This is a genomic window from Bradyrhizobium mercantei, assembly GCF_001982635.1.
GTDB lineage: Bacteria > Pseudomonadota > Alphaproteobacteria > Rhizobiales > Xanthobacteraceae > Bradyrhizobium > Bradyrhizobium mercantei.
This window is the reverse complement of record NZ_MKFI01000011.1, coordinates 144,213-156,788: the sequence shown is the minus strand read 5'-3', so window position 1 is coordinate 156,788 and position 12,576 is coordinate 144,213. Positions and strand designations below refer to the sequence as shown.

Sequence of the window (12,576 nt, the reverse complement as noted above, 5' to 3'; positions counted from 1 at the left end):
CTCGTTGTATAAATGATCGTTTGTGCGCCGTCACGCCGTTCGGCAGGTTCGCGCCGCCAACGGAGACGGGACATGCTGACGAGACGGACATTTGGATTGCACGCGCTGGGCCTTGCGGCCTCCTGCACCCTGCCGCGGCCAAGCGCCGCGGCGGGACAGAGTGCAGCGGCGGCACCGGGCGAGCCGGCGCAGCGGCTGCAGCAGGAATTTGCGCGCATCGAGCTTGCGACCACCGGCCGGCTCGGCGTCGCCGCGCTCGACATGGAGACGGGATTGCGTGCGAGCCGGCGCGGCGACGAGCGGTTCCCGATGTGCAGCACCTTCAAGGCGATGCTGTCAGCGGCCGTGCTGCACCGGGTCGATCGTGGCGAATCCAGCCTTGATCAACGGATGCAGGTCGAGGCCAAGGATATCTTGGCCTACGCGCCCGTCGCCAAGCAGCACGTCGGATCGGGCATGACGCTGGCCGAACTCTGCGAGGCCGCGGTCACACTCAGCGACAATACCGCGGCCAACCTGCTGCTGCGCGAGATCGGCGGGCCCGCGGGCCTGACCAGTTTCTTCCGCACCATCGGCGACAATGTCAGCCGGCTCGACCGCTGGGAGGTGGAACTGAACGAAGCCGTGCCCGGCGACCCGCGCGACACAACCAGCCCTGTCGCGATGCTGAAAAATCTGCAACGCGTGATGCTCGGCGATGTCCTGCAAGCCGCCTCGCGCCAGAGGCTCGTGGACTGGATGGTCGCCAACAAGACCGGCGACGCCAGGCTGCGCGCCGGCGTGCCGCGCGACTGGCGGGTCGGCGACAAGACCGGCACCGGCGAGCGCGGCACCTATAACGATGTCGGCGTGTTCTGGCCGCCCGGCCGCAAGCCGATCGTGGTGACGGTCTATCTGACCGGGGCAAGCGCACCCATGGACAAGTGCAACGAGGTGATCGCCAATGTCGCGCGCGCCGTTTCGAATGCGAGCACCGGGCAGAGCGGTTAGTTTTGCCGCAATTTGGAAGTTCCGAACCTGCTCACGTTCGTCATTGCGAGCGAAGCGAAGCAATCCATCCGTCCACATACGGGGTGAAAATGGATTGCTTCGCTTCGCCCGCAATGACGTGGATGAAGTGCGCTTCCAAGCCGGAGCACGCGCGCCGCGGCTACTCCCAAGACCAGGTCGAGAAATCATTCTCGAACTGCGGGACGTCCTTCCAGACGCCCTTCAGCTTCTTGCTGGCGATCGTGATCAATTGCGGCTGGAACAGGAAGCCGGCGACAGCGTCGGTCGCCAGCATGCGCTGGGCGTCGCCGAGCAGCTTGGCGCGGCCGGCCTCATCCGGCGTCGCCATGATCTGCTGGTAGAGCGCGTTGAACGCCTCGGACTTGTAGCCGAGATAATAATCCGGCTCGGTCAGCTTCACGAGATCGAACGGCTCGACATGGGCGACGATGGTGAGGTCGTAATTGTGCGGGCCGGTGAAGACCTGCGACAGCCACTGCGCCCACTCCACGTTCTCGATCTTGGCGATGATACCGACCTTGGCGAGCTGTGCCGCGAGGATCTCGCCGCCCTGCCGCGCGTAGGACGGCGGCGGCAGTTTCAGGCTGAGCTCGAGCGGCGTCTTGACGCCGGCTTCGGCCAGCAGCTTCTTGGCGAGTTCGGGATCGTAGGGATTGATGCCGGTGGTATCGACATAGCCGAGCGAACCCGGCGTATAGAAGCTGCCGATCGGCGTACCGAAACCGTCGACCGCGCCGTCGATCATCGCCTTGCGGTCGATCGCAGCCAGGATGGCGCGGCGAACCCTGATGTCGTCGAGCGGCTTCTTGCGCTCGTTGATGCCGACGATGGTCTTGGTGCGGGAGCCGCCGATCAGGACGTTGAAGCGCGGATCGGCCTTGAACTGCGCGAGGCTGCGGGCCGCCGCGACCCGCGGAAACGCGTCGACGTCGCCCGACAGCAGCGCTGCGACCTGGGCGGCGGGATCGCCGATGAAGCGGATCGTCACCCTGGCGAGCTTGATCGCGGCGGCGTTGCGGTAGTCAGGCCATTTCACCAGCGTGATCGACGAGCCCTTGGCCCAGCTGCCGAGCGTGTAGGGTCCGGTGCCGACCGGCTGCGTCACATCGGTCGGCGCGCTCTTCGGCTCGACGATCGAGCCCGACGCCTGGCCGAGCAGGAACGGCAGGTTGGGCTCGGCATATTTCAGTGCGATGACAATCGTCTCCGCGTCGGGCGCGGTCACCGACGTGAAGGCCTGGTACAGGCTCCTGTCTTTGTTGGTCGAGGTCGGCGCCGCGGCGCGCTCGTAGGTGAACTTCACGGCGGCGGAGTCGAACGGTTCGCCATTGTGGAATTTGACGCCCTTGCGGAGCTTGAAAGTGTAGGTCTTGAGATCCGCTGACGCCTGCCAGCTCTCGGCGAGCAGCGGCGACACCGAGCCGTCCTCGTTGATCTTGGTCAGCGTCTCATAGACGTTGTAGAGCGTGACTTCGGCGATCGCCGCGGCCGCCGCGTTGGTCGGATCGAGCCCCGGCGGCTCCAGCGTCATGCCCATCACGACGCTGTCCTTCTTGCCCTGCGCGAGGCTCGGCAGCGGCGCTGCGGCGAGTGCGGCAGCTGCCGCGATGATGCACAGTTTCCTCAGCATTGGTCTGCTCCCCGGACGTATTCTTTTTATCAGCCTGGGCCAACCCTCCACCAAGGACTAACCGGCCTCGGCGACCACCGGCGGCAGCGCCATCACAGCTTCGGCGTAATGGCAGGCCGCCAGATGGGCGTCTGCCACGTTGCGTAGCGCAGGCGCGGTCTCGCGACAATGCCGGTCGGCCAATGGACAGCGTGGCGCGTAAGGGCACCCGGCCGTGGCCGACGCCTGCGAGCCGATCGCCTGCGCGCCGCGGCGGCGCCGGACACCACCGGCGCGCGCCCGCGGAACCGCATCGAGCAGCGCGCGCGTATAGGGATGGGCGCTGTGCGCGAACAGATCGGCCGGCCGCCCCTGCTCGACGATCCTTCCCTGATACATCACCGCGATCTCGTCGCAGATGAGATCGACCACCGCGAGGTCGTGGCTGATCAGGATGTAGCTCAGGCCGAACTCGTCCTGCAGGTCCTGCATCAAATTGAGCACCTGCGCCTGCACCGAGACATCGAGCGCCGAGACCGGCTCGTCGGCGACGATCAGCTTCGGCTGGGTGATGAGTGCGCGTGCGATCGCGATGCGCTGGCGCTGGCCGCCGGAGAATTCGTGCGGGAACTTGTCCATGTCGGCATCGCGCAAGCCCACCTGCCGCAGCGTGGTTGCAACGCGCTCGCGCAGGCCAGCGCGATCGATGCGCCCGAGCGCGGTGAGCGGCTCGGCCACGATGCGCGCGATGGTCTGCCGCGGATCGAGCGAGCCGTAGGGATCCTGGAACACCATCTGGAAATCGCGGCGGGCGCGGCGCAGGTCATCGGGCGACAGCTGGTTGAGGTCGCGGCCCAGCAACACGACCTGCCCCGCCGTCGGCCGCTCCAGCGCCATCACCAGCCGCGCAAAGGTCGATTTGCCCGAGCCGGACTCGCCGACGACGCCGAGGCTCTTGCCCGGCATGACCTGCGCCGTGACGCCGTTGAGTGCATGCACCTGCGCCGGCGGCTTGAACAGGCTTTCACGCGGCAGCGTGTAGCGTTGCGCGAGATGGGTCACCGCGAGCAGCGGCGTTGCCGGTGACGGCTGGTCCAGCATCGTCATGCGCCAACGCCCCCGGCGGCCATCGAGACATCTGTCCTGATGCAACGCACGCCATGGCTTCCGCCGACATCGACCACAGCCGGAAGCGCCGCGCGGCAGCGCGCCTCGACGATCGCACAGCGGTCGGCGAAGGTGCATCCCGCCGGCAGGTCGGCCAGCTCCGGCACGGTGCCGGCAATGGTCTTGAGCCGAGTCCCCTTGCGCGCACCGAGCCGCGGGCGGGCGCGGAACAGGCCCTGCGTATAGGGATGGCCCATCCGCGTGAACACGGCATCGGTGGCGCCGCTTTCGACGACGGTGCCGCCATACATCACCATCATGCGATCGACATTCTCGGCGATCACGCCGAGGTCGTGCGAGATCAGGATCATCGACATGCCGTGCTCCGCGACGAGGCCGGCGATCAGATCGAGGATCTGGCCCTGGATCGTGACGTCGAGCGCGGTGGTCGGCTCATCCGCGATCAAGACGTCGGGCTGGCAGGCCAGCGCCATCGCAATGGTGATGCGCTGGCGCTGGCCGCCGGAAAACTGGTGCGGATAGGCGTCGACGCGCTTCGCCGCATCGGGCAGGCCGACGCGATCGAGCAAGGCGATCGCCTCCTGCCGCGCTTGCGCTGCCGAGACGCCGGTGTGGCGCAGCAAGGGCTCGGCGACCTGGTGCCCGATCGTGTGCATCGGATTGAGCGCGGTCATTGGCTCCTGGAAGATCATGCTGATGCGGTTGCCGCGCAGCTTGCAATAGGCCGCATCCGGCAGGCCGACCAGCTCCGCGCCATCGAGCCTGACGCTGCCGCTGATCACGGCGCTCTCCGGCAGCAGCCCCATCAGGGCGAGCGCGGTGACCGACTTGCCGCAACCGGATTCGCCGACCAGCCCGAGCGTCTCGCCGCGGCGAAGCGCAAAGCTGACGCCGCGGACGGCCTGCGCCGGGCCGCGGCTGGTGTTGAGCGTAACGCCAAGGTCCTTCACCTCGAGCAGCGGCGCCTCACGCATGCTCATCGCTCCCGCGCCAAACGGGGATCGAGCAGATCGCGCAAGCCGTCGCCGAGCAAATTGAGCCCGAGCACCGCGATCGCGATCGCCGCACCCGGATAGACCGCGAGCATCGGCGACTGGAACAGCAGGGTCTGCGCGTCATTGAGCATGCGGCCCCAGGACGGCTGCGGCGGCTGGGTGCCGAGCCCGAGATAGGACAGCGCGGCTTCGGCGAGGATCGCGAGCGCGAACTGGATGGTCGCCTGCACGATCAGGATCGACAGGATGTTCGGCAGCACATGCTCGATGGTGATGCGGAACGAGCCCTTGCCGGCCGCGCGGGCGGCCAGCACGAATTCGCGGGCCCAGATCGCATTGGCCGAACCGCGGGTGACGCGGACGAAGGTCGGGATCTGGAAGATGCCGATTGCGGTGATCGACGTCACCATGCCGGGTCCCGCGACGGCGGCGAGCATGATGGCCGACAGCACGGCGGGGAACGCGAAGGTGAAGTCGCTCATCCGCATGATGAGCTCCTCGGTCCAGCCCTTGCGGGCCGCTGCGATCAGGCCGAGGCCAACGCCGAAGGTGAGGCCGATGCCCACCGCAATGACGCCGACAAGAATGGTGGAGCGCGCACCGACCAGGAGCAGCGAGACGATGTCGCGGCCGAGCACATCGGTGCCGAGCCAGTGCGCCGCCGACGGCGGCCGCAGTTTTGACGCGACGTCGATGTCATAGGCCGGCCACGGCGTCCAGACCAGCGACAGCAGCGCCGCGCCGAGCACGACGAGGCTGAGCACCGCGCCGAGCGCAAAGCTGCGATGGCGCAGCGCGCGGCGCCAGAAGCCGGTCACAGGCCGCGCGCCCGGTGTGATGGCCGCCGTGGATGCGGTCAGCGGCGCGCTCACAGGTTGGCCACCTTGATGCGCGGATCGATGAAGGCATACAGCACATCGACCACGAAGTTCACGATCACGACCATCGCCGCCAGCAGCATGACGCAGTTGCGTACCACGATCAGGTCGCGGTTGGCGATCGACTGGAAGATCAAACGGCCCAGGCCCGGCAGATAGAACACGTTCTCGATCACGATGGTGCCGGCCAGGAGATTGGCGAATTGCAGGCCCATGACCGTCATCACCGGGATCATGGCATTACGCAGCACGTGGCGCCACAGCACCTCGTGCTTGCCGAGCCCCTTTGCGCGCGCGGTCCGCACGAAATCCTCGCGCAGCACCTCGAGCACCGCGGAGCGCGTGACGCGGGCGAGGATCGCGGCCTGCACCACGGCAAGCGAAATCGACGGCAGCAGCAGCGAGCGGATGCCGGGCCAGATGCCGTCGTCCCAGCCGGCAAACCCGCCGGCGGACAGCAATTGCAGCTTCACCGAGAACAGCAGGATCAAAAGGATCGCGAACCAGAAATTCGGCAGCGCGATGCCGATCTGCGTCAGCGACATCACGCCGACATCGCCGAGCTTGTTGTGGTTGGCCGCGGTGTAGATGCCGGCGGCGAGCGCCAGCACCACCGTGATCAGCATCGACATGATCGCGAGCGGGATGGTCAGCACCAGCCGCTCCGCGATCAGGCCGGCCACCGGTGTGCCATAGACGTAGCTGTTACCGAGATCGCCGACCGCCATGCCCTTGAGCCAGAGCAGGTAGCGCACCATGAGCGGCTGATCGAGCCCGAGCTTGACGGTGAGCGCGCGCACCGCGTCGGGCGAGGCGTCGGCGCCCATCAGCATCTGCGCGGCATTGCCGGGCAACGCGTCGAGCACCAGGAAAATGATCAGCGACGCGACGACCAGCGTCGCCACCAGGGTCAGGATCCGCCGCAGGAAGAATACGCTCATGCCCGCTCGACGCGTGAGGAACAGGCTGCAGGTTTCACCATGTTCGCGAACGAATGCAAGCCCTTCGCCGCGCCATTCACGACGCGATCGCCGGCCAGCGCCCCAGCAGATCGCTCGCCTGCTCGAACAGTGCTGCGGCGTGCAGGAGTTCCGCATCGGCCCGGAAGCCGCCGACCAGATGCAGCCCGATCGGCAGGCCGTCGCGGCCGAAGCCAGCGGGGATGCTGACCGCGGGATGCCCGGTCATGTTGAACAGCATGGTCCAGGGAAACCAGTGCGGCCGCACGCTGTCAAAACGCTGCCCGTCGATCTCGATGGTGCCGAACAGATCCTGGTCGATCGGCAGCGCCGTGCGGGTCAGGGTCGGCATCGCCAGCAGATCGCCGTGCGCGAACAGCGACTGCACCCGGCGGAACAGCGCGGTGCGATCGAACATCGCCTGCTGGTAGTCGACGCCACTCACCTTCGCGGCGAGCGCGAGCTGCTTCAGGAAGGTTGGGCTGAGGTCGTCGGGATGGTCGGCCGCGAGCTTCTCGAAACGGGTACGCCAGACCGTGTGATTGATGGCGCGCCAGATCGGCTCGATGTCAAAACCTTCGCCGGAAAATTCCTCGAGTTCCGCACCCAGGCCGGCCAGCCGATCGAGGCTCGCCTTGAACGCGGCGGCGACATCCGCGGTCACCGGGCGGCCCGGCGGCGACAGGCAGAACAGCACCCGCCGGCCCCTGAGATCACCGCGCGGCGCGGCGCGGTCGAGATAGTCAGGCACCGGCACGCCGATCGACCACGGATCGGACGGATCCGCGCCGGCCATCGCCTGCATCATCAGCGCCGTGTCCGCCACGGTGCGCGTGGTCGGCGTGACGTAGGTCTGATTGCCGAAGGCGTCCTGCACCTGGCTGTGCGGGATCACGCCGTTGCTCTGCTTGATCCCGACCACGCCGTTGCAGGCCGCGGGAATCCGGGTCGAGCCGCCGCCGTCGGTCGCAACCGCCAGCGGCGCGATGCCGCTCGCGACCGCCACCGCCGCGCCGCCGCTCGAGCCGCCGCTGGAACGTTCGGCGCTCCAGGCATTGCGGGTGCGGCCGAACAGCGGCGAGTCGGTCAGGCACTTGCTGCCGAATTCCGGCGTTGTGGTCTTGCCGAGCAATATTCCGCCCTGCGCACGGAGCCGCGCCACCGCCACGGCATCATGGTCGGGCACATTGTTCTTGTACGGCACCGCGCCGAAGGTCGTCCGCACGCCCTTGGTGCTGACGATGTCCTTCACGGTGAAGGGGATGCCGTGCAACAGCCCGAGCGGCTCGCCGGCCATGACCTGCTGCTCGGCGACCTTCGCCTGCGCCATCGCCTCATCACCGCACAGCGTGATGAAGCAGTTCAGCTCGGGCTGCAGCCGCTCGGCGCGCGCCAGCACCGCCTGGGTGATCTCGACCGGAGAGACCTCCTTGCGGGCGATCCGGGCGCGAAGTTCAACGGCTGACAGCAGGCACAGATCGTCGCTCATTCGGGCACGCGCTCGCATCGGTGTTCGATGACGGCATCGTGCCGCGCCCCGTGCGGCAAGTCCATCGCCCCGCGCGCATGGCTTACCAGGTGTCGGCGGGCAACTCCCGGCTACGCGGCGGATCGGCGCCGGCGCGGGTGCAGGTGAAGGCGGCGCATGTGCAGGCAAAGGACAGCGCGCGGGTAAGCTCGGCTGTGGAGATGTCTGCGAGCCGCGGCCGTGCGATTCGATCCAGCCGATGCAGTGCCGCGAGCAGCGCCGCCTGAAAGCTGTCGCCGGCACCGATCGTATCCACGACATTCACCACCGGCGCCTTGACCTCGATCGGTCCGGCCTTTTGGTGCCAGGCAGCGGCGCCGTCATTGCCTCGCGTGATCACGACGAGCGATGCTCCGGCGGACAACAGCGCCCCGGCGCGTGCGGCATAGGCCTCGTTGCCAAACAGATAGGCGAAGTCGACGTCGGACATCTTCACGATGTCGGCCTTGGCGCAGAACGCCAGTATGCGCGCGCGATAGGCGTCCTTGTCCTTGACCAGATTCGGCCGGCAGTTCGGGTCGAGCGCGATCGTCACATGCGGGCGCGCATCCTCGATGAAGGCCAGCGTCTCGGCCGCGCCCTTGTCGTGCACCAGCGTGGTCGATCCGGTGTGAAGGCAGGTGACGCCGTCGAGCGCGATCGCCTCGCGCCGGTAGGTCCAGTTCCGCGATGCCGTGTCGGCGTCGTAGAAGGCGTATTGCGTCTCGGTGCCGGTCACCCGCGCAAAGGCGAGCGTGGCCTGACGGTCGCTGCGCGTCGCGCGGCTGAGATCGACGCCGGACGCCGCGGCATGATCGGCGATCATCCGGCCGAACGTGTCGTTCGCGATGCCGCCGACAAAGCCGGTGAGAATATCGAGCCGGGCGCTGCCGATCGCGATGTTGAGGCAGGAGCCGCCGACCGCAGGCGTCATGGCCTCGCGTCCATCCGCCGTCCGTGACGGCAGGAAATCGATCAGCGCATCTCCGCAACTCAGCAGCATCTTGCAAACACCTTAACCCAGCGCCTCGCCGGGCGCCTGTTTCATCGCCTCGCGGCTGTCGCGATCGAGCGCACGCAGCATCTTGTGCACGCCGCGCTTCTGGCGGTGGAAATCGGCCAGCGCGGGCTGCGTCGGCTCGCTCAGCCGCCCGAGCGCCGACATGCCGGCCATCGCCGCATTGATCGAATGATGCGCGCCGCTCGCGACCGCGCCCAGCATCGCGGCGCCGAGCAGCACCGGCTCCTGGGTCTGCGGCAGCGCCACCGTGTAGCCGGTGGTGTCGGCCATGATCTGGCGCACCAAGGGGCTGCGGCTCGCACCGCCGCCGATCACGATGGTCTTGCCATCGACGCCACGGGCCTGCAGGGCCTCGATGACATCGGCAAGGCCGTAGGCCAGTCCGCACAGGCCGGCGACGAACAGCCGCTCCAGCGCCGACACGTCGGTGTCGAGGTCGAGCCCCGCGATCACCGCGCGCGAGCCGGGATCGGCATAGGGCGAGCGGTTGCCGAGGAATTCCGGCAGGACGTGAACGTTGCGCGCGAGCAGCGCGGCCGCGCCGGCATTGCCGCTGCGCGCCAGGATCCGCTTCTCGAGATATTCGATGACATCGACGCCGTCGCGCTTCGCAGCAAGCAAAACCTCGGCATGCGCCGGATGCGACTTGAGCAGATGGTCGATCGCGGCACCCGCCGCCGACTGGCCGCCCTCGTTGAGCCAGAAGCCCGGCACCATGCCTTCGAAATACGGGCCCCAGACGCCGGGCACGAAGCAGGGATCAACGGTGGTCGCCATGATGCAGGCCGACGTCCCCATGATGTAGGCAAGCCGCTGGCAGACATCGACCTCGGCGCCCGAGCCGTCGCGGCCGCCGATCGCACCGACGCCGCCGGCATGGGCATCGATCAAGGAGGCACCGACCGCGGTTCCCGGCAGCAGGCCGAGATCGCGGGCGGCATCCTCGGATAGGCCGCGCCCGAGCGGCGAGCCCGGCGGTACGATCTCGGTGCCGATGCGCCCAAAACGATCGGCCGCGAGCGCCTCCAAGCCGACGCGTTTGAGGAAGGATTCGCTCCAGCCACCCTCGCCCGCCACATAGGTCCATTTGCAGGTGACGGTGCAGGTCGAGCGCGCCAGCGAGCCCGACGCGCGGAACGAAAGATAATCGGCAAGATCGAAGAAGTGCCCGGCGGCCTCGAACGTCGCGGGCAGATGCCGCTTCAGCCAGAGGATCTTCGGGATCTCCATCTCCGGCGAGATGGCGCCGCCGACATAGCGCAGCACCCGGTCGTCGGTCGCGTTGACGAATTCAGTTTCGTCCATGGCGCGGTGGTCCATCCAGACCACGACATTGCGCGCGGGATCGCCGGATGGACTGACGGTGAGCGGCCGGCCCGCTTTGTCGAGCACGACCAGCGAGCAGGTTGCGTCAAAGCCGAGACCCTTGACCTGTTCGGGCGCAACCGCCGCCTCGCGCATAGCATGGCGGACGGAGGCGACGCAGGCCGCCCAGATGTCGTCGGACGATTGCTCGACGATATCGCCGGGCTCATGCCAGACCCGGATCGGATGGCGGGCAGAACCCAATAGCTTCCCCGCCTCGTCGAATACACCCGCCCGGGCGCTGGTGCTCCCGACGTCCACCCCAATAAAGGCCTGCCGCATGACCGCTCCGTTATTTGCGGGGCAAGCCTACCAGCAAGTGTAGCCGCCATCGACCAGAACGATGCTTCCGGTCATCAGGCTGGCCGCCTCGGAGGCGAGGAACAGCACGACGGAGGCGATCTCGTCGACCTGCCCCATCCGCGCCATCGGGGTTCCACCGATCCAGGCGTCGTACATTCTGGGGCTGTTCTTCACGAAGGCGTTCAGCGGGGTCTCGATATAAGTCGGCGCCACCGCGTTGACGCGAACCCCGCGCGCGCCCCATTCGGCGGCGAGCGATTTGGTGAGATGATGCACCGCGGCCTTGGAGGCGTTGTAGAAGCATTGTTCCTGCGGCTTGTTGACGATGAAGCCGGACATCGAGCCGACATTGACGATGGTGCCGGACTTCGCCTTCAGCATGTGGTTGCCGAAGGCGCGGCAGCACCAGAAGGTGCCGTTCAGATTGACGTCGATGACGTTGAGCCAGTGCTCGTCGGTCACGGTCTCGGCCGGTGTCTCGCTGCGCGCGATGCCGGCATTGTTGACGAGGATGTCGACCTTGCCGTATTTGCGCACCAGCTCGTCGGCGACCGCGGAGACGCGGCCTGAATCCGTCACATCCATCAGCGCGATGTCGGCGTCGAAGCCCTTGGCCTTCAGCGCCGCCTGCGCATCATTGGCGACTTTGGCGTCGCGGTCGCCGATGATGACCTTGGCGCCGGCCTCGGCCAGCGCTTCGGCGCAGGCGAGCCCGATGCCCTGCCCCGCGCCGGTGATGATGGCGGTCTTGCCGCCGAGCCTGAATTTCTCGAGATACATTTTCTTCTTCCTTACGCGTGGATCGATTTTCCGCTGTCGTCGAAACGATGGATGCGCGCCGGATCCGGGATCAGCGACACCTTGTCGCCCGGATGCAGATCCAGCTCGCCGATATAGCGTGCGGTCAGCATCCCCTGCGGCCCGGCGTCGACATAGAGGAAGGTGTCGCTGCCGAGATGCTCGGCGACCGAGACCGTGCCGTGCCAGCCGCCCTGCCCGTCGCGCTCGACCTTCAGATGCTCCGGCCGCACGCCGATCGTCGTGGCACCCTGCTGCCTGGCGAGATCGCCGGTAACGAAATTCATTTTCGGCGAGCCGATGAAGCCGGCGACGAACAGGTTTGCCGGCTTCTCGTAGAGCTCGAGCGGCGAGCCGTATTGCTCGATCTTGCCGCCGTTCAGCACCACGATCTTGTCGGCCATGGTCATGGCCTCGACCTGGTCGTGGGTGACGTAGATCGCCGTGGTGCCGAGCTGCTTCTGCAAGCGCGTCACTTCGAGCCGCATCTGCACCCGCAGCGCGGCGTCGAGGTTCGACAGCGGCTCGTCGAACAGAAAGGCCTTCGGCTCGCGCACGATGGCGCGCCCGATCGCAACCAGCTGGCGCTGGCCGCCGGAGAGCTCGCGCGGCTTGCGGTCGAGATAGGGGGTGAGGTTGAGGGTCGCAGCGGCGGACTCGACCTTGCGGTTGATTTCATCCCTGGCGATGCCGGCCATCTTCAGGCCGAACGCGATGTTGCCGCGCACGCTCATATGCGGATAGAGCGCGTAGGACTGGAACACCATCGACAGTCCGCGCTTGGCCGGCGGCACGTCGACCACGTTGCGGCCGTCGATCAGGATGGCGCCGCCGGTGACATCCTCGAGCCCGGCGATCAGCCGCAGCAGCGTGGTCTTGCCGCAGCCGGATGGACCGACGAAGACGACGAAGGAGCCGTCGGCGATGTCGAGGTCGGCGCCCTTGATGATGTGGACCGGCCCGAACGATTTTTGCACACCCTGCAGCGTAATCTGACCCATG

General features: G+C 67.2%; 11 protein-coding genes. 1 reads left to right on the top strand and 10 read right to left on the bottom strand.

What is annotated here, in order from left to right:
- Positions 1-72: 72 nt before the first annotated feature.
- Positions 73-990 carry a class A beta-lactamase gene (gene bla / locus BI327_RS37900; RefSeq protein WP_076866647.1) on the top strand — a complete coding sequence of 306 codons (918 nt, stop codon included), beginning with the start codon at positions 73-75 and terminating at the stop codon, positions 988-990.
- A 160-nt stretch (positions 991-1,150) separates the two neighbouring features.
- Here the strand turns inward: bla and BI327_RS37895 are convergent, their stop codons facing one another.
- The 10 genes from BI327_RS37895 to BI327_RS37850 form a co-directional block, all read right to left on the bottom strand.
- Positions 1,151-2,641, bottom strand: coding sequence for an ABC transporter substrate-binding protein (locus tag BI327_RS37895; protein ID WP_076866645.1), 1,491 nt, complete (start codon positions 2,639-2,641; stop codon positions 1,151-1,153).
- 57 nt (positions 2,642-2,698) lie between these two features.
- On the bottom strand, positions 2,699-3,727 hold the full coding sequence (locus BI327_RS37890; RefSeq protein WP_076866643.1) for an ABC transporter ATP-binding protein: 1,029 nt from the start codon (positions 3,725-3,727) through the stop codon (positions 2,699-2,701).
- Positions 3,724-4,728, bottom strand: coding sequence for an ABC transporter ATP-binding protein (locus BI327_RS37885; protein ID WP_076866641.1), 1,005 nt, complete (start codon positions 4,726-4,728; stop codon positions 3,724-3,726). The genes BI327_RS37890 and BI327_RS37885 overlap by 4 nt, the downstream gene beginning before the upstream one ends.
- Complete coding sequence (locus BI327_RS37880) at positions 4,725-5,615, bottom strand: ABC transporter permease (RefSeq protein ID WP_076866639.1); 891 nt, start codon at positions 5,613-5,615, stop codon at positions 4,725-4,727. Before BI327_RS37880 ends, BI327_RS37885 begins: the two co-directional genes overlap by 4 nt.
- Positions 5,612-6,562, bottom strand: a complete 951-nt coding sequence (locus tag BI327_RS37875) for an ABC transporter permease (RefSeq protein WP_076866637.1) — start codon at positions 6,560-6,562, stop codon at positions 5,612-5,614. The genes BI327_RS37880 and BI327_RS37875 overlap by 4 nt, the downstream gene beginning before the upstream one ends.
- A 76-nt stretch (positions 6,563-6,638) precedes the next feature.
- The gene (locus tag BI327_RS37870; RefSeq protein WP_076866635.1) at positions 6,639-8,069 is read right to left on the bottom strand and encodes an amidase; all 1,431 of its coding nucleotides are present in this window, start codon (positions 8,067-8,069) and stop codon (positions 6,639-6,641) included.
- A gap of 82 nt (positions 8,070-8,151) precedes the next feature.
- Positions 8,152-9,090, bottom strand: a complete 939-nt coding sequence (locus BI327_RS37865) for a carbohydrate kinase family protein (protein ID WP_076866634.1) — start codon at positions 9,088-9,090, stop codon at positions 8,152-8,154.
- A gap of 12 nt (positions 9,091-9,102) precedes the next feature.
- Positions 9,103-10,755 carry an FGGY-family carbohydrate kinase gene (locus BI327_RS37860; protein ID WP_076866632.1) on the bottom strand — a complete coding sequence of 551 codons (1,653 nt, stop codon included), beginning with the start codon at positions 10,753-10,755 and terminating at the stop codon, positions 9,103-9,105.
- Between the two features lie 27 nt (positions 10,756-10,782).
- Positions 10,783-11,556: an SDR family NAD(P)-dependent oxidoreductase gene (locus BI327_RS37855; RefSeq protein ID WP_076866630.1), complete on the bottom strand. Its 774-nt coding sequence runs from the start codon at positions 11,554-11,556 to the stop codon at positions 10,783-10,785.
- Positions 11,557-11,567: 11 nt separating this feature from the next.
- A complete protein-coding gene (locus BI327_RS37850; protein ID WP_076866628.1) occupies positions 11,568-12,575 on the bottom strand; it encodes an ABC transporter ATP-binding protein in 1,008 nt (335 codons plus the stop codon).
- Position 12,576 lies beyond the last annotated feature (1 nt).

Bases quoted from the DNA above. Each gene is read 5' to 3' on its own strand.
- bla (WP_076866647.1), top strand. From the start codon at position 73: ATGCTGACGAGACGGACATTTGGATTGCACGCGCTGGGCCTTGCGGCC.
- BI327_RS37895 (WP_076866645.1), bottom strand. From the start codon at position 2,641: ATGCTGAGGAAACTGTGCATCATCGCGGCAGCTGCCGCACTCGCCGCA.
- BI327_RS37890 (WP_076866643.1), bottom strand. From the start codon at position 3,727: ATGACGATGCTGGACCAGCCGTCACCGGCAACGCCGCTGCTCGCGGTG.
- BI327_RS37885 (WP_076866641.1), bottom strand. From the start codon at position 4,728: ATGAGCATGCGTGAGGCGCCGCTGCTCGAGGTGAAGGACCTTGGCGTT.
- BI327_RS37875 (WP_076866637.1), bottom strand. From the start codon at position 6,562: ATGAGCGTATTCTTCCTGCGGCGGATCCTGACCCTGGTGGCGACGCTG.
- BI327_RS37870 (WP_076866635.1), bottom strand. From the start codon at position 8,069: ATGAGCGACGATCTGTGCCTGCTGTCAGCCGTTGAACTTCGCGCCCGG.
- BI327_RS37865 (WP_076866634.1), bottom strand. From the start codon at position 9,090: ATGCTGCTGAGTTGCGGAGATGCGCTGATCGATTTCCTGCCGTCACGG.
- BI327_RS37860 (WP_076866632.1), bottom strand. From the start codon at position 10,755: ATGCGGCAGGCCTTTATTGGGGTGGACGTCGGGAGCACCAGCGCCCGG.
- BI327_RS37855 (WP_076866630.1), bottom strand. From the start codon at position 11,556: ATGTATCTCGAGAAATTCAGGCTCGGCGGCAAGACCGCCATCATCACC.
- BI327_RS37850 (WP_076866628.1), bottom strand. From the start codon at position 12,575: ATGGGTCAGATTACGCTGCAGGGTGTGCAAAAATCGTTCGGGCCGGTC.